The sequence below is a fragment of the Lysinibacillus sp. CNPSo 3705 genome, from assembly GCF_028674935.1.
GTDB lineage: Bacteria > Bacillota > Bacilli > Bacillales_A > Planococcaceae > Lysinibacillus.
Genome location: NZ_JAQZSD010000046.1, coordinates 1 through 19739, shown reverse-complemented (window position 1 = coordinate 19739; position 19739 = coordinate 1). Strand labels below are relative to the sequence as shown.

The 19739-nt window shown below is 36.8% G+C and carries 15 protein-coding genes; 7 read left to right on the top strand and 8 right to left on the bottom strand.

Going from position 1 to position 19739, the window contains the following annotated elements; translation table 11 throughout:
- Positions 1-402: 402 nt before the first annotated feature.
- The 8 genes from noc to rpmH form a co-directional block, all read right to left on the bottom strand.
- Positions 403-1302, bottom strand: coding sequence for a nucleoid occlusion protein (gene noc, locus PVA17_RS17545; protein ID WP_274068422.1), 900 nt, complete (start codon positions 1300-1302; stop codon positions 403-405).
- Between the two features lie 179 nt (positions 1303-1481).
- The gene (gene rsmG / locus PVA17_RS17540) at positions 1482-2198 is read right to left on the bottom strand and encodes a 16S rRNA (guanine(527)-N(7))-methyltransferase RsmG (RefSeq protein WP_274068421.1); all 717 of its coding nucleotides are present in this window, start codon (positions 2196-2198) and stop codon (positions 1482-1484) included.
- A gap of 160 nt (positions 2199-2358) precedes the next feature.
- Entirely contained in the window at positions 2359-4254 is a 1896-nt protein-coding gene (gene mnmG, locus PVA17_RS17535) for a tRNA uridine-5-carboxymethylaminomethyl(34) synthesis enzyme MnmG (RefSeq protein ID WP_274068420.1), read from the bottom strand.
- 28 nt (positions 4255-4282) lie between these two features.
- Positions 4283-5668 carry a tRNA uridine-5-carboxymethylaminomethyl(34) synthesis GTPase MnmE gene (gene mnmE, locus PVA17_RS17530; protein WP_132362487.1) on the bottom strand — a complete coding sequence of 462 codons (1386 nt, stop codon included), beginning with the start codon at positions 5666-5668 and terminating at the stop codon, positions 4283-4285.
- Positions 5669-6211: 543 nt separating this feature from the next.
- The gene (jag, locus tag PVA17_RS17525; protein ID WP_274068419.1) at positions 6212-7021 is read right to left on the bottom strand and encodes an RNA-binding cell elongation regulator Jag/EloR; all 810 of its coding nucleotides are present in this window, start codon (positions 7019-7021) and stop codon (positions 6212-6214) included.
- The gene (yidC, locus tag PVA17_RS17520; protein ID WP_132362483.1) at positions 7018-7788 is read right to left on the bottom strand and encodes a membrane protein insertase YidC; all 771 of its coding nucleotides are present in this window, start codon (positions 7786-7788) and stop codon (positions 7018-7020) included. Before yidC ends, jag begins: the two co-directional genes overlap by 4 nt.
- Positions 7789-8083: 295 nt before the next feature.
- The gene (gene rnpA, locus PVA17_RS17515; RefSeq protein ID WP_132362481.1) at positions 8084-8428 is read right to left on the bottom strand and encodes a ribonuclease P protein component; all 345 of its coding nucleotides are present in this window, start codon (positions 8426-8428) and stop codon (positions 8084-8086) included.
- A gap of 101 nt (positions 8429-8529) precedes the next feature.
- Entirely contained in the window at positions 8530-8664 is a 135-nt protein-coding gene (gene rpmH, locus PVA17_RS17510) for a 50S ribosomal protein L34 (RefSeq protein WP_004233310.1), read from the bottom strand.
- 556 nt (positions 8665-9220) lie between these two features.
- Here rpmH and dnaA point away from each other — a divergent pair.
- From dnaA to PVA17_RS17475, 7 genes are all read left to right on the top strand, one after another.
- Positions 9221-10570: a chromosomal replication initiator protein DnaA gene (gene dnaA, locus PVA17_RS17505; protein ID WP_132362479.1), complete on the top strand. Its 1350-nt coding sequence runs from the start codon at positions 9221-9223 to the stop codon at positions 10568-10570.
- 169 nt (positions 10571-10739) lie between these two features.
- Positions 10740-11876, top strand: coding sequence for a DNA polymerase III subunit beta (gene dnaN, locus PVA17_RS17500; protein ID WP_132362477.1), 1137 nt, complete (start codon positions 10740-10742; stop codon positions 11874-11876).
- 211 nt (positions 11877-12087) lie between these two features.
- Positions 12088-12312, top strand: a complete 225-nt coding sequence (gene yaaA, locus PVA17_RS17495; RefSeq protein WP_132362475.1) for a S4 domain-containing protein YaaA — start codon at positions 12088-12090, stop codon at positions 12310-12312.
- 3 nt (positions 12313-12315) lie between these two features.
- The gene (gene recF / locus PVA17_RS17490; protein ID WP_274068418.1) at positions 12316-13431 is read left to right on the top strand and encodes a DNA replication/repair protein RecF; all 1116 of its coding nucleotides are present in this window, start codon (positions 12316-12318) and stop codon (positions 13429-13431) included.
- 91 nt (positions 13432-13522) lie between these two features.
- Entirely contained in the window at positions 13523-15457 is a 1935-nt protein-coding gene (gene gyrB / locus PVA17_RS17485) for a DNA topoisomerase (ATP-hydrolyzing) subunit B (protein ID WP_132362471.1), read from the top strand.
- 25 nt (positions 15458-15482) lie between these two features.
- A complete protein-coding gene (gene gyrA, locus PVA17_RS17480) occupies positions 15483-17960 on the top strand; it encodes a DNA gyrase subunit A (protein WP_274068417.1) in 2478 nt (825 codons plus the stop codon).
- Positions 17961-18094: 134 nt separating this feature from the next.
- A complete protein-coding gene (locus PVA17_RS17475) occupies positions 18095-19177 on the top strand; it encodes an HD-GYP domain-containing protein (RefSeq protein WP_274068416.1) in 1083 nt (360 codons plus the stop codon).
- Positions 19178-19739: the final 562 nt, after the last annotated feature.

Sequence of the window (19739 nt, the reverse complement as noted above, 5' to 3'; positions counted from 1 at the left end):
GTGACATCCGCCGGAGGCTTTAACTTCTTTCAGCGGATGTTTGGGCACCCGCTGAAAAGTAACTTAACCCGCTTTATCTTACCGCTTATAGAGGTTTTTAACTTCTGCTGAAAGAAGTTAAAAACCTCTATCTTACTTTCATTCTATCAAAAAAACAGAAAATAGTTGTATAAAATATTAAGAATATATGCAAAAAAGGAGACATCTCCCAGAATTATTACTGAGATGCCTCCTCCGTACAGAACTATAAAAGTAGCTCATCATTATATCACGGGGTTGATTTTCGTTCCAATTGGACACTTTCCTGGTGGCGTTTATCCTCCACTCCAACCAATATCATCCGCAACTTTGATGATGCTATAAAAGCCAATTCTTTATTTCCAATATAACTTTAATCATTACTTAAGACTTTTTCTTTTTAGGTATTTTCACTGTAATTTGATAATATTCCTCTGTGTCTTCTTCTTCAGTCTTAACTGTTATACCGCTCTTTGTTACCATAGATAATGATTGTTTAATCGTATTTAAAGCAATGCGTACGTCTTTACTAATGGCCTTACGTTTCGGCTTTACTTTCTTTGGCTCCGCTTCTTCTTGAGCTACTGCCTCCGGATGTAGTAAAGCATAAATCTGTTCTTCTAATTGGCGAACATTCCAATCATTTTCAATCGTTTGTTGTAAAACTTCTAGCTGTAATGACCGATCTTTAATTGCAATTAATGCACGTGCATGGCGTTCAGAGATTTCACGCTTCAAAATAGCTTGCTGCACTTCTTCAGGAAGCTTTAGTAAACGTAATTTATTGGCTACCGTGGATTGTCCTTTTCCAAGTCGTTGGGCCAGAGCTTCTTGTGTCAGCTCATGAAGCTCTAATAATTTTTGATAGGCAACAGCTTCTTCAATTGCTGTTAATTCCTCACGCTGTAGGTTCTCGATTAACGCGATAGAGGCTGTTTCCTTATCAGTTAAATTTCTTATAATTGCCGGAACTTCTGTCCATTGTAGCTTTTTCATTGCTCGATAGCGACGCTCACCAGCAATGATTTCATATTGATTTTCCGCTGTTTTACGTACAACAATTGGCTGAATTACACCATGCGTATGAATGGTTCTTGATAATTCTTCAATTTTTTCATCATCAAAAATAGTACGTGGCTGAAAACGGTTAGGTACAATTTGATCAATAGGCAGCTTTATAACTTCTTCTGCTGCATGAACCGTCTCTGCTTGTTCTACTTCATTTTTCACAATAGGCTCAGTTTTATTACCGCCTCCAAAAAAACGTGAAAAAGGACTTTTCATCCAAGTGGCACCACCTTTAAGTAACTATCTTGCTCTGTTTCATTCTATTATTATTTATTATATTTCTTAAAATGTATATAGTTCGTAGATGTCATTTGCTATAACCATCCATAACTAGTATGTATGCTCAAAATAGAAAAAATATTTTCTACTTTGAGAAGTTTCACATGAAACACTAATTATTGAATTGGTGTTTTATTTGGTACACCTGGTTTTCGCGGGTATTTTTTCGGTGTTCCTTTTATTTTATCAAAGATATATAACATGCGGTCACTTTCTTCAACAGGTAGTAGGAAAGAAAATTCTTCTTTTAGCGCAACCCCTAATGTGGCCAATGCTTTTCTTGCATCTTTTAATTCTTCCGCACCAGCTGCCGCTTTTAAAGCAACAAAATAGCCACCTTGCTTCGCTAGTGGTACACATAACTCCGATAAGACCGATAATCGGGCTACCGCACGAGCTGTTACAACATCAAACTGCTCACGATATTTCGCATTTTGTGCAAATTCCTCTGCACGGGCATGTACGAAATTCATATTATCTAATTGTAACTCATCACTTAAATGATTTAAAAATGTAATTCTTTTATTTAATGAATCGACAATTGTTACATGTAAATGTGGGAAGCAGATTTTAATCGGAATACTTGGGAAACCAGCACCTGCTCCAACATCACAAACTGTCGTCACTTTTGAAAAATCAAAATAAAAAGAGGCACTAATCGAATCATAAAAGTGCTTTAAATAAACTCCTTCTAAATCTGTAATAGCAGTTAAGTTCATCTTTTCATTCCACTCAACAAGTAACTCAAAGTATTTTTTGAATTGAGCAATCTGCTTTTCAGAAAGTTCAATGCCCTTTTCCTTCAGAGCCTCGATAAATTGTTGTTCGTTCATGTAAAGTCTCCTTTTTCTAACTGGCTTACTATCCCTATTTTTGATTTGTAAGCATACTCGTTCACATTTACCAATCAACTATATAAAAATAAGACTAGCCTTAAAAATAGGAAGCGGGCACAAAGGTATGCCCGCCTCTTATTCACTTTACTGTTGTTAATTATTCGCCGCTGACACGTGCAATTTTACCTTGCTCAATATAAACAAGTAATATTGAAATATCTGCTGGGTTTACACCAGAGATTCGCGATGCTTGGGCAATGGAAAGTGGTGTAACTTGTTTTAATTTTTGTCTAGCTTCTGTTGCTAGACCTGAAATAGCGTCATAATCAATATTTTCAGGGATTTTTTTATTTTCCATTTTATGAAGCTTCTCAACTTGTTGCAATGCTTTTTCAATATAACCTTCATACTTAAGCTGAATTTCAATTTGTTCCTTCACTTCATCCGAAAACTCTATGTCTGCTGGAATTAACGAAGAAATTAACTCATAATGCATTTCTGTGCGTTTTAATAAATCCGCTCCACGGATACCATCTTTTAGCTCACTACCACCTACAGAGCGAATAGTAGCTTGTGTTGCTTCATTTGGTTTAATAATCACTTCACGGAGACGTGCAATTTCGTTTTCAATCAGCTCTTTTTTCTCATTGAATGCTGCATATCTTCCTTCCGTAATCATTCCTATATTATAACCTAGCTCTACCAAACGTAAATCAGCGTTATCATGACGAAGTAGTAAACGATACTCGGCACGAGATGTTAATAAGCGATACGGTTCATTTGTTCCTTTCGTTACTAAATCATCAATTAATACGCCAATATAAGCATCTGAGCGGCTTAAAATTAATTCTTGTTTACCAAGCACATTAGCAGCAGCATTGATCCCAGCCATTAAGCCTTGAGCAGCCGCTTCCTCGTAACCTGATGTTCCATTAATTTGACCAGCTGTATATAAACCTTTAATACGTTTTGTTTCTAAAGTTGGCCACAATTGTGTTGGCACAATTGCATCGTACTCAATTGCATAGCCAGCACGCATCATTTCTGCTTTTTCTAAGCCTGGAATTGATTTTAATAAACGTGTTTGCACATGCTCTGGTAAGCTAGTTGATAAACCTTGTACATATACTTCACGTGTATTGCGACCTTCTGGCTCTAGGAAGATTTGGTGGCGCGGTTTATCGTTAAATCGCACAACCTTGTCTTCAATAGAAGGGCAATAACGTGGACCCGTACCTTTAATCATCCCTGAATACATCGGTGAAAGATGTAAGTTCTCCTCGATAATTTCATGTGTCTCTAGGCTTGTATAAGTTAACCAGCAAGGTAGCTGATCCATGATGAATTCAGTTGTTTCAAAGCTGAATGCACGTGGAACATCATCTCCTGGTTGAATCTCTGTTTTATCATAATCAATTGTTCGGCTATTCACTCGTGGTGGTGTACCTGTTTTAAAACGCACAAGGTCAAAACCAAGCTCTTTTAAGTTATCAGCTAAACGAATTGACGGTTGTTGGTTATTAGGACCACTTGAATATTTTACGTCACCAATAATGATTTCACCACGAAGGAATGTACCTGTTGTAATAACTACTGTTTTAGCGCGGTAAATAGCACCAATTTGTGTAATAACACCTTTTACTTCCCCATTTTCGATTATTAGCTCTTCCACCATTCCTTGGTGAATTGTTAAATTTTCAGTTTCCTCCAACACACGTTTCATTTCTTGTTGATATAAAACTTTGTCCGCTTGTGCACGTAATGCACGAACAGCAGGGCCTTTCCCTGTATTTAACATCCGCATTTGAATATGCGTTTTATCAATAACTTTCCCCATGACGCCACCTAATGCGTCAATTTCTCGTACTACGATTCCTTTGGCAGGACCACCAATGGAAGGATTGCATGGCATAAATGCAATCATATCTACATTGATTGTTAACATCAGTGTGTTAGCACCCATTTTGGCAGCAGCATGTGCAGCTTCAGAACCTGCGTGACCTGCGCCAATTACGATAACATCAAACGTGCCTGCCTCATAATTTGTTGGCATAGCTCGTATCTTCCTTTCTTTAGTAAAATTATTTTCCTAAGCAGAACTGTGAAAATAACTGATTGATTAGGCTTTCTTGTACTGTGTCGCCGATAATTTCCCCAAGTATTTCCCAAGTTCTAGTAACATCTATTTGCACCATATCAACAGGTACACCAGCTTGCGCTCCAGCTAATGCATCCTCGACCGTTGCTTGTGCTTGATGAAGTAATGCTATATGTCTTGCATTTGAAACATATGTTAAATCGCCCGCTTCAATTTGCCCTTCAAAGAATAGCGCGGCAATTGCTTCCTCTAGCTCTGCGATGCCCTCTTCCTGTAAAAGAGAAGTTGTCACAACGCGATGATTGCCTGCTAACTCCTTAACACGAGCTATATCTATTTTTTGCGGTAGATCTGTTTTATTGACAATAACGATGTAATCCATCGCTTGAATTGTTTCGAATAGACGTTCATCCTCGGCAGTTAATTCCTCTGCGTAGTTTAAAACAAATAAAATTAAATCTGCGCCACGCAACGCCTCACGTGAACGTTCAACACCAATTCGTTCAACGATATCCTCTGTCTCTCGAATACCAGCTGTATCGACTAAACGAAGAGGAACACCACGTACATTCACGTACTCTTCTATAATATCACGAGTTGTACCTGCTATATCTGTCACAATAGCCTTATTCTCTTGTACTAAGCTATTCAAAAGAGAAGATTTCCCAACGTTTGGGCGGCCTAAAATAACAGTTGATAGACCCTCTCGTAATATTTTCCCTTGAGAAGATGTTTGCAAAAGTTTAATAATTTCATTGCGTACCCATGTACATTTTTCTACTAATACTGGTACCGTCATCTCTTCTACATCATCATACTCCGGATAATCTATATTAACCTCTACTTGTGCTAATGTCTCTAGTAATGCTTGGCGTAAGTCACCAATTAAACGCGATAATTTGCCATCCATTTGTCCCAACGCAACATTCATCGCTCTATCAGTTTTTGCTCTTATTAGATCCATCACTGCCTCAGCCTGTGATAAATCGATACGTCCATTTAAGAATGCGCGTTTTGTAAATTCACCTGGCTCTGCGAGTCTTGCTCCATTTGTTAATGCTAGCTTTAATACACGGTTCACCGAAACTAGTCCCCCGTGACAGTTAATTTCTATTACATCCTCACGAGTGAATGTTTTAGGCCCACGCATTAATGACAGCATTACTTCCTCTACAACCTCATTTGTTTTTGGATCAACCAAATGTCCATAATGAATTGTATGTGAAGCCTTCGTTGTTAAACTTTTACCACCAGGCGATCTGAATATTTTATCTGCAATCGCGACTGCTTCGTCCCCACTTAAACGAACAATCGCAATAGCTCCTTCACCCATAGGTGTGGATATCGCAGCAATTGTATCAAACTCCATTTAATGACCTCCTTAACGTTATCCACATGTGGATAAATAAAACCGACCAATACTTACTAACACCTTAGACTAACATATTTTCCGCAAAATCTAAAGTAAGGATAATTTCCAATTGTGGATAATCAGAAAGCTCTACATTATAGCACGTATTTCGACAAAGGCTACGCTTTTGCAAAAATATCTGTTATAAGTTCGCTTTATTACTATAGATTAGAGCTATACGTTAGTAGATATATACTATGAGAAGTGGTTGATTGGAGTGTAGACTGGGCGACTCCTCGGGGATCAGCGTCACAGATGAGACCCTGCAGCGAAGCGGCTCATCGGGCGCCCCCAGGAAGCTTTGCTCTGTGCGAAAGCAAAGCGGCAGCAACAAAGCGCCCAGTCGGAACGGAAATCAACCCCTCCTTTTGCCAAAGAGCCTACTTTATTTAATAGCACACCTTAATTTACTGACATAATAGTTTTCAACAACATAAAAAAGTCATTTTATCATGACGATAAAATGACTTTTTATTTTTGTCTGTATGTTTTTTACGAAGTTTAGCCGTTCTTTACAGGTTCAATGACTAAATAACGATTAGGCTCCGTGCCTTCTGAATATGTTTCAATATCAAGGCGATTTGCCAATTGATTATGAATAATTTTTCTCTCGTACGACTGCATTGGCTCAAATGTCACACGCTGATTTAAGCGAAGTGCTTTATCCGCCATACGATCTGCTAGTAATTCCAAAGCTTCTTGACGACGTTCACGATAGTTTTCTACGTCTAATTTCACCATTAAGAACTGCTTGGCACTTTTATTTAACACAAGATGTGTTAATTGCTGTAGGGAATTTAATGTTTGACCACGTTTCCCTATAAGTAGTGCAGCTTTCTCGCTTTTCAGTTGAAATAATACATATTTCCCTTCACGTGTCGTTTCAATCTCAAGATCATGAATACCCAATTGTTCAGCAATATTTATTAAATAAGTCTTTGCATCTTCAATTGGGTTTATCGAGGTTTCTTCTTCCTCTTTTTGTTCCTCTACGATTTGTTGAACAGTTTCGATATCACTTGGTTGTTCAGAAACTTGTGAACTTATTGTTTCAACATCATCTATTACTGTTGGTTCGACAAATTGAGTCGTATTTTGCTGTTCAGCTTCTTCTACTTCAATTGTGGATCGAACCTGTACTTCCTTTACTGTTACACGAACTTCTGCAGATCGTGCACCAAAACCTAAAAATCCTTTTTTACCTTTTTGTAAAACTTCAACATCTACTTGTTCACGGGTTTTGCCAAGTTTCTGTAACGCCAATGAGATCGCTTCTTGTGTTGTTGCGCCTATTTGCGTATGTTGTTTCACTTTTTAGCCCCTCCATTTTGAGCAGGTTGTGTTTTATTTTTTTCCCAAGGTTTGTAAATAAACAGGTTTTGAGCAATCGAAATAATGTTACCGATTACCCAGTATAGTGATAATGCTGCTGGTAATGCCATACCGAAAGCAATAATCATAAATGGCATAATATACATCATTATTTTCATTTGAGGGTTATCCATTGCTGGGCCCGTACGTAAAACGATAAATTGCATTAAACCAGCCGTAATTGCTAGTGCCGGTGCAGTTTCTGCTAACGGGAAAATAAAGAAATTCCCTAAATCAAAAGCAGGTGTAGCATTCATACGACTAATCGCATGGTAGAAACCAATTAAAATTGGCATTTGAATGAATACAGGTAAACATCCAGCAAGTGGATTGACACCAGACTCACTCATAAGTTGCATCATCTCTTTTTGATACTGTTGCTGTGTTTGTGCATCCTTAGAAGCATACTTCTTTTGCAATTCCTTCAATTTTGGCTGAATTTCTTGCATTTTCTTAGAGCTCTTTGTTTGTTTAATCATCAATGGAAGAATTGCTAAACGAATGATAATCGTTACAACAATGATCCCCCATGCATATGATCCGAGCAAATCAGCAAAATATTTAATCGCTGACACTAAAGGCCAAACAATGAATTCATTCCAGAAGCCTGTGCTTTCTTTGGAGATTGGTTCATTAAATTCTGTACAACCAGATAGTAGTAATGCTACTGATGCTAGCGACAAAATTACCCAAAGTTGTTTCTTCAACCTTTTTCCCCCTACAAATACTATTCACTTTTTCTAAAACTATATGCATTCTCTTCTTTATACAATTACAGTTTCCTGCAACTGAATAAAGTTATCAGTTATTTTATCATGCATATATCGTTTCACTCTACTAAATATTCTAACAACGGGCACATATTTGCTAAGTAATGTTACTAATAATTCATATATTGCAGTGAAAATCCGATTTTAAAATACCCCTATACGTATTTGTATTGGCTTCACTTTCGCGCAGAAACTAAACTATTCTATCTCACCACTTTGGTTGCCATCCATATTAGGCTTTCTTCAATACTTTTGCGATTCGTAGTACATGCTGCAAACTTTGTTTTACTTCATGAAAATCCATCGTGGCCGCCGGTTGTCTGGCGATAATAACATAGTCCATATTCGGCTTTAGCTCATCCTTTAATTCATGAATACTTTGTCGAATATAGCGTTTGATTTGGTTGCGTGTTACTGCATTCCCAAGCTTTTTACTAACCGATAATCCTATACGAAATTCCGCTTGTCCCTCTTTTTCTAAAAAATATACGACAAACTGACGATTAGCGAAAGATTTACCCTTTTTAAACACCTTTTGAAAATCATCGTTTTTTTTCACTCGTTGGCGTTTTTTCATTACTTTCACCTGCTACTCGATAATTATCCTTTGATCCTCATTTTTAGCTTTACCAAAAATAAAGAAAAAAAAGACCACTGATGTGTCTCAGTGGACTTATTTTATGCTGATAATACTTTTCTTCCTTTACGACGGCGAGCAGCAAGAACTTTGCGACCGTTTTTCGTGCTCATACGTGCGCGGAAACCGTGAACTTTGCTGTGCTTACGTTTTTTTGGTTGGTAAGTACGTTTCATTTATATAGACACCTCCTGGATGAGTTGAATTTTTCAACATACAGACCTGAATATTATATAAAGTAACTAGTTATTTTGTCAATGAATTTTATAAATTTCTATATTTCCGCAAATCTATGTCTATTTTTTTATTTCAATCATCTTCTGCTACATAAAAATAAATTATCCACAGAGTACTTGTTTTTTTTACACAGAGTTGTGTATAGTATTTTTTGCATATTTTTTTATCCACAACATTTATCTACACCTTTTTCACATAAGCAGACCTTGTGGACAACTTGGAAGTGCATAAATGAAAGGTATGTGGATAAGTTTCACAAACTATTGAAATAGCTTTGTTTTTCTGATACGATATCTGTGCTTCACTTTGTTGAAAACTGAAATGAACTTTAATTTTATCCACAACTGTTGATATGCTGTGGATAATTTTTCTCACAGCCTTTGGTTAACTTTTATCCACAACTTGTGAGTTTGTGGACTAGTTGTAAAATGAACGTATTTACCGTTTCTATAAATGCGCTTTTAATTGTATTGAACTGAAAAGGAGATTAGCAGCTTGGAACATTTAGAAGAACTATGGAATAATGTCCTGGCTCAAGTTGAACAAAAAATTTCTAAACCAAGCTTCGAAACGTGGCTAAAGTCTACTAAACTACTTTCCTACAATGGTAGTGGTTCTACTGTGACAATTGCTGCGCCAAATTCGTTTGCTCGAGACTGGCTTGAAAATCATTATATTCATTTGATTACAGGTATATTAACGGAGCTTACAGGCGAAGACTTGCTTATTAAGTTTGTTGTTCAAAAAAACCAGGATTCGGACGATTTTGATTTACCAGCGCCGATTATCCAAGCAAAAAATGACGATCATCATGATATTTCACCAGGTATGTTAAACCCGAAATATACTTTTGATACATTTGTTATTGGCTCTGGTAACCGCTTTGCACATGCTGCCTCGCTAGCTGTCGCAGAAGCGCCTGCGAAGGCTTATAACCCATTTTTTATCTATGGGGGAGTAGGGCTTGGCAAAACACACTTAATGCATGCGATTGGTCATTATGTACTTGAACATAATCCAAATGCAAAGGTGGTATATTTATCATCTGAAAAATTTACAAATGAATTTATTAACTCAATTCGAGATAATAAGGCACTTGATTTCCGCAACAAATATCGCAATGTAGATGTACTGCTAATTGATGATATTCAATTTCTAGCTGGAAAAGAATCAACTCAAGAAGAATTTTTCCATACTTTTAATACATTGCATGAAGAATCGAAACAAATTGTTATTTCTAGTGACCGTCCTCCTAAGGAAATACCAACCTTGGAAGATCGTTTACGTTCTCGATTCGAATGGGGACTAATTACAGATATTGCGCCCCCTGATTTGGAAACTCGTATCGCCATTCTTCGAAAAAAAGCAAAGGCTGATGGCCTAGAAGTGCCAAATGAAGTCATGCTCTATATTGCGAACCAGATTGACTCCAACATCCGGGAGCTTGAAGGTGCGCTTATTCGCGTCGTTGCCTATTCATCGCTTGTTAACAAGGATATTAATGCAACTTTGGCTGCTGAAGCATTAAAAGATATTATCCCTAATTCAAAGCCGCGAACTGTCACGATATTAGACATTCAAAATGCAGTAGGAGAGCACTTTAACATTCGTTTAGAGGATTTTGCCGCGAAAAAACGTACGAAATTAATTGCCTTCCCGCGTCAAGTCGCCATGTTTTTATCTCGCGAATTAACAGATTTTTCGCTGCCGAAAATTGGCGAAGAATTTGGAGGACGTGACCATACTACGGTTATCCATGCTCACGAAAAAATATCTTCTATGTTGAAAAATGACGTTCAGCTACAGCAAGATATTAAACAAATTCGAAGCATGTTAGGGAAATAATGTTGTGGACAACACAAACATTTAAACACAAACTTATACACAGTCTATCTACATGTGGATAGACTGATTTTATTCACTTGGAAGTACTTATCCACAAATCCACAGGACCTATTACTATATCTTTTTTATTTTATATAAATAAATAATATAAATATGTGAGGGAAAACGAATGAAATTTGATATTTTACGTGACCGTTTATTAGAGGGTTTAAATGATGTCATGAAAGCTGTAAGTTCAAAAACGACTATACCCATTTTAACGGGGATAAAAATGGATGTAACAGATGAGGGTATTCGCTTAACAGGTAGTGATGCTGATATTACAATTCAAACATTTATTCCAGTTGAAGAAGATGGCCAACAAATAATTCATATAACAGAAACAGGATCAATTGTTGTACAAGCTCGTATGTTCAATGAAATTGTTCGTAAATTACCAACAAATGAGGTTGAAATTCAAGTAACAACTGGTTTCCAAACTCATATTCGCTCAGGGAAATCTGAATTCCACTTAATTGGCTCTGATGCTGCTGAATATCCTTTATTACCCGAATTAACAGAGGATCAAAAATTTACTATTCCTGCTGATCTATTAAAATCAATTATTCGTGAAACAGTATTCGCTGTTGCCACTTCAGAAAGTAGACCAGTGTTGACAGGTGTAAACTGGCAGATAAAAAATGAAACATTAATCTGTGTTGCAACAGATAGCCACCGTTTGGCAAGACGTAAAGTTCAACTGGAAAATTTACCTGAAGTTGAACATAGTGTTGTCATTCCTGGTAAAAGCTTAAATGAGTTAAATAAGGTTTTAGAGGATTCTACAAATCTTGTACAAATTGTTATCACAAGTCAGCAAGTATTATTTAAAACAGGGGAAGTATTATTCTTCTCTCGTTTACTTGAAGGGAACTACCCAGATACATCACGTTTAATTCCAGAAGAGTACCAAACAAATCTAACGATTAATGGTAAATCATTATTACAAGCAATCGATCGTGCATCTCTTGTTGCTCGTGGCGATCGTAACAATGTTGTACGTTTTGAGATTTTAGATAATCAAGCTGTCGAAGTTTCTTCTAATTCTCCAGAAATCGGTAAAGTACAAGAAGAAATTCCTGTTGAGTCATTAGAAGGGGAGAACTTAAAAATTTCTTTCAGTGCGAAATACATGATGGAGGCACTAAAAGCAATTGATGGTCAAGAAGTAGTCATTCAATTCACAGGGGCAATGAGACCATTTATTTTACGTTCTGTTCATGACGATGCTATTTTGCAATTGATTTTACCTGTGCGTACGTATTAAAAAATCAATTAAACCGAGGCCAAATTGTGTCCGAAATTAGTAATGGAAGTAAACAATTTTTGTCGGAGAGAATAAACTCCATCATTTCAAAGTCAAAGGACCTTGGAAAATGTACTGATAGTCGCTAATTGCGGCTATCTTTTTTTACTTATGGTGGATTTTTAGGTATGATAGAGAGATAGACGATCTGTATTTGGAGGGGAACTCAGCTATGAAGGACATTGAAATTGATGTAGAGTTTGTCACATTAGGACAGCTTTTAAAAATGACCGATGCCATTAGCTCTGGTGGTATGGCCAAGTGGTTTTTACAGGAAAATGATGTATATGTAAATGGAGAAATAGATGATCGCCGCGGTCGTAAATTACGTGACGGTGACATTGTAAATATTCCTGGATGTGGTCGATTCCGTATCGTAGGTACCACTGGACAGTAGATTATGCATATAGAGCAATTAAAACTTACAAATTACCGTAACTATGATGCCTTAGCTTTAAACTTCTCTCCAAAAATTAATGTTTTCATTGGTGAAAATGCTCAAGGAAAAACAAATGTTATGGAATCTATTTACGTATTGGCGATGGCTAAATCCCACCGCACGACGAACGATAAAGAATTAATACGTTGGGATTCAGACTATGGTAAAATAGAAGGGGCCGTTCAAAAAAGGCATGGTATTTTACCGATTGAGCTTACGATTACGAAAAAAGGCAAAAAAGGTAAGATAAATCACATAGAACAAAGTCGCCTAAGTCATTATATTGGCCAAATGAATGTCGTGATGTTTGCACCCGAAGATTTAAATGTCGTAAAGGGAAGTCCGCAAATACGACGACGTTTTATTGATATGGAGATTGGGCAAATTTCGCCTGTTTATTTACATGATTTATTAACCTTTCAAAAAGTTTTAAAGCAACGTAACCACTTTTTAAAGATGAATCAAGGGAAAGCAATGCCAGATAGCGTGATGTACGAGGTTTATAATGAACAATATATTCACGCAGCTACCCAAATTATTCGAAAAAGATTTCAATTTATGGATTTATTGCAGGAGTGGGCAGAGCCAATTCACGCAGGTATTTCACAAGGGAAGGAAACATTAGTTATTAAATACCGCACAGTAGCTGGTATTGAAAAAGAACATACTTCCAATGAAATTGAAGACTTCTTGCATAAAAAGCTAATAGAAGCTAAGCCGCGTGAATTTGACCGGGGTGTAACACTAGTTGGTCCACACCGAGATGATTTGCAGTTTTTGGTAAATGGCTATGATGTTCAAACATATGGTTCACAAGGACAGCAGCGTACAACCGCTCTTTCATTAAAACTTGCTGAAATCGAGTTAATTAAACAAGAAACAAATGAAACACCCATACTACTTTTAGATGATGTATTGTCAGAACTCGACGATTATCGCCAATCGCATTTATTAAATACCATTCAAGGTGAAGTTCAAACCTTTGTCACAACTACAAGTGTTGATGGAATTCACCATGAAACGATGGAGCATGCACAGCTGTTTCACGTGAAACAAGGCGCGATTGAAGAAAGTTAGCCCGGGAGTTTTTTAGATTACAAAAGAATGGTAATAGTCAGCTCGGTTGACTGTTCATTCATTTACACACAATGATGTTATGAAGGAGTAGATGAAAGCCGTGGCTATAGAGAACGAAGGTTTACAAAATCAAGCTTATGAAGCCGATCAAATACAGGTATTAGAAGGTTTAGAAGCGGTACGTAAAAGACCAGGGATGTATATCGGTTCAACAAGCTCTAAAGGGCTTCACCATTTAGTATGGGAAATTGTTGATAATAGTATTGATGAAGCTCTTGCAGGATTTTGTACAGATATAAAAGTAACGATAGAAAAAGACAATTGGATTCGTGTAGAAGACAATGGTCGTGGTATTCCAGTAAGTATTCAAGAGAAAATGGGTAAGCCTGCTGTTGAGGTTATTATGACAGTTCTCCATGCTGGCGGTAAGTTCGGCGGTGGAGGATACAAAGTTTCTGGTGGTCTTCATGGTGTAGGGGCATCTGTTGTAAATGCTTTATCACTTGAAACGATCGTTCAAGTTCATCGTGAGGGTCATATTCATGAAATTAAATTTGAACGTGGGAAAACTGTGCAAGAGCTAACGGTTATCGGTGATTCAGATCGTAATGGAACAACTACACGTTTTAAAGCAGACCCTGAAATATTTAAAGAAACGACTGTTTATGAATATGATATTTTAGCACATCGTATTCGTGAATTAGCTTATTTGAATCGCGGTATTAGGATTACAATCGCTGATGAGCGCGAAGGTGAGGAACGCTCTACTACGTATCATTATGAAGGTGGTATTCGTTCTTATGTTGAGCATTTGAATCAAACGAAAGAGCCAATCCATGATCCAATAGATGTTCTTGGAGAAAAGGATGGTATTTCAGTTGAAATTGCTATGCAATATAATGCTGGATTCTCTTCTAATATCTTTTCATTTGCTAATAACATTAATACGTATGAAGGCGGTACACATGAATCTGGTTTTAAAACGGCTCTAACACGTGTTATTAATGATTACGCGCGAAAAAATGGGTTATTAAAAGAATCAGATGCAAACCTTACTGGTGAGGATGTTCGTGAAGGGTTAACAGCTATTGTTTCAGTTAAGCATCCTGATCCACAATTTGAAGGACAAACAAAAACAAAACTTGGTAACTCTGAAGTTAGCCAAATTACTAACTCCTTGTTCTCAGATGGCTTTGAACGATTTATGTTAGAAAATCCAACTGTCGCTCGTAAAGTTGTTGAAAAAGGTTTAATGGCTGCTCGTGCACGTGTAGCTGCTAAAAAAGCACGTGAATTTACACGTCGTAAAAGTGCACTTGAAGTATCAAGCTTGCCAGGTAAATTAGCTGACTGTTCTTCAACAAATCCAGCTGAATGCGAAATTTATATCGTTGAGGGTGACTCTGCCGGAGGATCTGCGAAATCTGGACGTGATCGACACTTCCAAGCAATTTTACCGTTACGTGGTAAAATCCTTAACGTCGAAAAAGCACGTTTAGATAAAATTTTATCGAATGCAGAAATTCGTGCGATGATTACAGCATTTGGCACAGGTATTGGCGAAGAGTTTACTTTAGAAAAGGCTCGTTATCATAAAATTGTTATTATGACAGATGCCGATGTCGATGGTGCCCACATTCGCACATTACTACTAACATTCTTCTTCCGTTTCCTTCGACCTCTTGTAGAGGCAGGTTATATTTATATTGCACAGCCACCTCTTTATCAAGTTAAGCAAGGTAAGCATGTTGAATATTGCTATGACGAAGAAACATTAAAAGAAATTTTAGAACGACTACCAAAAATGCCAAAACCAAATGTACAGCGCTACAAAGGTCTTGGGGAAATGAATGCAGAGCAGCTTTGGGAAACTACCATGGATCCTGAGCACCGCACATTGTTACAAGTAGAATTAGATGATGCAATTAAAGCAAACCAAGCATTTGAGCGTTTAATGGGCGATGAAGTTGAACCGCGTCGTCAGTTTATCGAAGAAAATGCTGTATACGCTAATTTAGATATTTAATTTTTCTTGAGAGGAGGTCTACACTTTGTCAGAACAAGAACGCTCCGGTGTTAAAGGAGTTAATATAACAAAAGAAATTGAAACATCCTTCCTCGATTATGCGATGAGTGTAATCGTTTCTCGTGCATTACCAGATGTACGAGATGGATTGAAGCCTGTACATCGCCGTATTTTATATGGCATGCAAGAGCTAGGGAATACAGCAGATAAAGCGTACAAAAAATCAGCACGTATCGTCGGGGACGTAATGGGTAAATACCATCCACATGGTGACTCATCTATCTATGATGCAATGGTACGTATGGCGCAAGATTTCAGCTATCGTTACATGCTAGTCGATGGTCATGGTAACTTTGGATCTGTTGATGGCGACGGAGCGGCAGCGATGCGTTATACGGAATCACGTATGTCTCGTATAGCGATGGAAATGCTTCGTGATATAAATAAAGACACAATTGACTACACAGATAACTATGATGGTTCAGAAAAGGAACCTATTGTCCTTCCTAGTCGCTATCCAAACTTATTAGTAAATGGAGCGGCAGGAATTGCGGTTGGTATGGCGACAAATATTCCGCCACATCAACTTGGTGAAACGATAGATGCCGTGATTGCACTTTCTGAAAATCCAGCTATTACAACAGAAGAATTGATGGAGATTATCCCAGGACCTGATTTCCCAACTGGTGGATTAATTTTGGGCCGTAGCGGTATTCGCCGTGCCTACGAAACTGGTCGTGGCTCAATCATTATTCGTGCAAAGGTAGAGATTGAACAGAAATCAAATGGTAAAGAAACGATTCTTATTCATGAATTACCATACCAGGTCAATAAAGCGAAGCTTATTGAAAAAATAGCAGAGCTTGTACGCGATAAAAAAATTGATGGTATTACAAACCTACGTGATGAGTCTGACCGACGTGGTATGCGAGTAGTCATCGAAGTTCGCAAAGATGCAAATGCCAATGTAGTTTTAAATAATTTATATAAACAAACAGCAATGCAGTCGAGCTTCGGTATTAATATGCTGTCATTAGTAAATGGTCAGCCTAAAGTAATGGGCTTAAAAGAAATGCTGCATCATTATTTAGAGCACCAAAAGGTTATTATTCGCCGTCGTACGGAATTTGACTTAAGGAAAGCAGAAGATCGTGCGCATATTTTAGAGGGCTTACGTATTGCCCTTGATCATATAGATGAAATTATTGCTATTATTCGTGGTTCACGTAGTGGTGATGAAGCTAAACCACAATTAATGGAGCGATTCAATTTATCTGAACGTCAAGCGCAAGCGATTTTAGATATGCGTTTAGTTCGTTTAAGTGGATTAGAGCGTGAAAAAATTGAAGCAGAATACCAAGAGCTTCAAATATTAATTGCTGAATTAAAAGCAATTTTAGCGGATGAGGCTAAAATTGTTGATATTATTCGCACTGAAATATTAGAAGTAAAAGATCGCTTTAACGATACGCGTCGCACTGAAATTACTTCTGGCGGTTTAGAAATGATTGAGGACGAGGATTTAATTCCAGTCGAAAATTCAGTCGTAACTTTAACGCACAATGGCTATATCAAACGTTTAGCTGCGAATACATATCGCAGTCAAAAACGTGGCGGTCGCGGTGTACAAGGTATGGGCACAAATGAAGATGATTTTGTAGAGCATCTTATGAATACATCTACACACGATACAATTTTGTTCTTCACTTCAAAAGGAAAAGTATTTAGAGCAAAAGGTTATGAGATTCCGGAATTTGGCCGTACAGCGAAAGGATTACCGATTGTTAACTTACTCAATATTGAAAAAGGTGAGAAAGTAACAGCAATGATCCGTGTTGGTTCATTTGATGAAGATGCATACTTTATCTTCACTACTAAAACAGGTATTACAAAGCGTACACCAGTATCTCAATTTGCTAACATCCGAACAAACGGCTTAATAGCTATAAGTTTACGAGAAGACGATGATCTTATTTCTGTTCGTTTAACAGATGGAGATAAACAAGTGATTATCGGTACTCGTGATGGGATGCTTGTACGTTTCCAAGAAGAGGATATTCGTTCAATGGGCCGTACTGCAGGTGGTGTACGAGGTATTAAACTACGTGATGGTGACGAAGTAGTTGGTATGGAAATCGTTGAACCAGGACAGGAAATTTTAGTTGTTACAGCAAAAGGTTATGGTAAACGTACTTCTGAAGAAGAATATCGTTTACAGAGCCGTGGTGGTGTAGGATTAAAAACAATTCAAATCACTGATAAAAACGGTCCAATGGTAGCTGTAAAAACTGTTGATGGTTCAGAAGATTTAATGCTTATTACAATTAATGGCATGCTAATCCGTATGGATGTGAATGATATTTCTTTAATTGGTCGTAGTACGCAGGGAGTTCGTTTAATTCGTTTAGGGGATGAAGAGCTTGTAGCAACTGTAGCGAAGGTTGAAAAAGAAGAAGAATCTAACGAAGAATGTAACGAAGAAAATGATCAAGTAGAAGAATAATAAAAGACCGATGACGGCAGCTAGTGTTGCCGTTCATCGTTTTTTTTTGCATAAATCATGAAAAATAAGTAATTATTTTGAATTCCATGATAAAATAAACCTTATAAGTGAAATAGTGAAGAGGAGTTAATTGCGTGGAAACTATATATATCCCTATTTCAGAGTTACGCGTTGGAAAAGTAATTTCTGAAGATATTTTTGCTAATACACAATATCCAATCATTTTTAAAAACACGATAATTACCCATGAACATTTACCAGTTTTTTTTGCTTTTAATATATCGAGAGTTCCAATTTATAAAGATGGTATAGAGGCTCGATCAGAGATAAAAGAAACAGAATTAATTGTTCCAAAAGAGGCTATTCCATCTTTTAAAAAGATTTATGACAATTCCATTGAACAATTTAAAAAGGAATTTAAAAATTGGGAAGCTGGTGCAAAGGTAGATATTACGAAAGCACGTAAAATTATTTTACCATTACTAGAAATGGTTTTAGAAGATCGTACAATAATTTTTGATTTAAATGAGTATTCTAATCCAAAAGACTATTTGTACCATCATTGTGTAGCAACAGCATTGATTTCTTCCGTAATTGCACAAAAATTAGGCTATGATAAAGGAATGACAATACAAGTTGCAATCGGAGGGTTACTAGCTGATTGTGGAATGGCAAAAGTTCATCCACGTATCCGTGATAAAAAAACAACCTTAACAGAGCAAGAGTTTAATGAAATTTATAAGCATCCAATTTATAGCTATAATATGGTCAAAGATTTAACGATCTTAAAGGATACAATGAAAGAGGCTATTTTCCAGCACCATGAGCGTTTAAATGGTAGTGGCTATCCGAAAGGGGAAAAAATCGCAAATATTTCTACTTTCGCTCAAATCATCGCTGTTGCAGATGTATTCCATGCAATGACATGTGAGCGAGTGTATAGAACAAAGCAATCTTCCTTTAAAGTCATAGAGATGATTAATGAATCTGAATTTGGGAAGTTTGATATTAAAGTAGTTCGTGCACTAATAGATATTGTTGCCGACCTTCCTATAGGAACAATAGTTGAACTATCTAATCTGGAACAAGGCGAAGTAATGTTTGTAAACAAATTTGCACCAACTCGACCACTTATCAAATTATGTCATTCAGGAGAGATATTTGATTTAGGTAAAAATCGTACTTTCTATATTTCACGTATTATAACGGATTTATAATAGTTAGAAGGGCAACCCATTAACATTGGCGTTCGCCTTTTTTTATTTTTACTCAACCTATAATTTATTTTAGGTGATAAAACTGAAGTATCAACAAAGACTTTAACCTCTAGCTACGTAAGAGAAAATTGATAGTTTAAATAAACGAAGTGAACTTGAAAAAATGATCTCTTTGAAATAATTTAACTGCTTTCGAAATGTTTTATTTAACATAAGTGAAACAGCAGTTACAATGTCTTTTGTAGCGAAAGCAAAGCGTCAGCTACTACAGAAGTCTCTTATCTCTATAGGAGGTGAAATGAAATGTTGATCCAAGGCTAACTAATCCGCTGAACAAAATGGTGTAGAAGAATAATAATAGATTTTAAAAACTATTAATTATTTTTGAGAAAGTGTTGACATGGCTTTATATTCTTGATATTATTAGTGAGTCGCCAAGAGGTGATGCTTAAAACAAAGATTAATGAACCTTGAAAACTGAACAAGCAAAACGTAATCAATAAAGTTTTTAGTAACTAACCTCGAGTTAGTGAACGAAACAAAATTTTGGACATCAAACATG

Excerpts from the sequence above, each read along its gene's own strand:
- noc (WP_274068422.1), bottom strand. The coding sequence starts at position 1,302 with ATGAAAAGTCCTTTTTCACGTTTTTTTGGAGGCGGTAATAAAACTGAG.
- rsmG (WP_274068421.1), bottom strand. The coding sequence starts at position 2,198 with ATGAACGAACAACAATTTATCGAGGCTCTGAAGGAAAAGGGCATTGAA.
- mnmG (WP_274068420.1), bottom strand. The coding sequence starts at position 4,254 with ATGCCAACAAATTATGAGGCAGGCACGTTTGATGTTATCGTAATTGGC.
- mnmE (WP_132362487.1), bottom strand. The coding sequence starts at position 5,668 with ATGGAGTTTGATACAATTGCTGCGATATCCACACCTATGGGTGAAGGA.
- rnpA (WP_132362481.1), bottom strand. The coding sequence starts at position 8,428 with ATGAAAAAACGCCAACGAGTGAAAAAAAACGATGATTTTCAAAAGGTG.
- rpmH (WP_004233310.1), bottom strand. The coding sequence starts at position 8,664 with ATGAAACGTACTTACCAACCAAAAAAACGTAAGCACAGCAAAGTTCAC.
- dnaN (WP_132362477.1), top strand. The coding sequence starts at position 10,740 with ATGAAATTTGATATTTTACGTGACCGTTTATTAGAGGGTTTAAATGAT.
- yaaA (WP_132362475.1), top strand. The coding sequence starts at position 12,088 with ATGAAGGACATTGAAATTGATGTAGAGTTTGTCACATTAGGACAGCTT.
- recF (WP_274068418.1), top strand. The coding sequence starts at position 12,316 with ATGCATATAGAGCAATTAAAACTTACAAATTACCGTAACTATGATGCC.
- gyrB (WP_132362471.1), top strand. The coding sequence starts at position 13,523 with ATGAAAGCCGTGGCTATAGAGAACGAAGGTTTACAAAATCAAGCTTAT.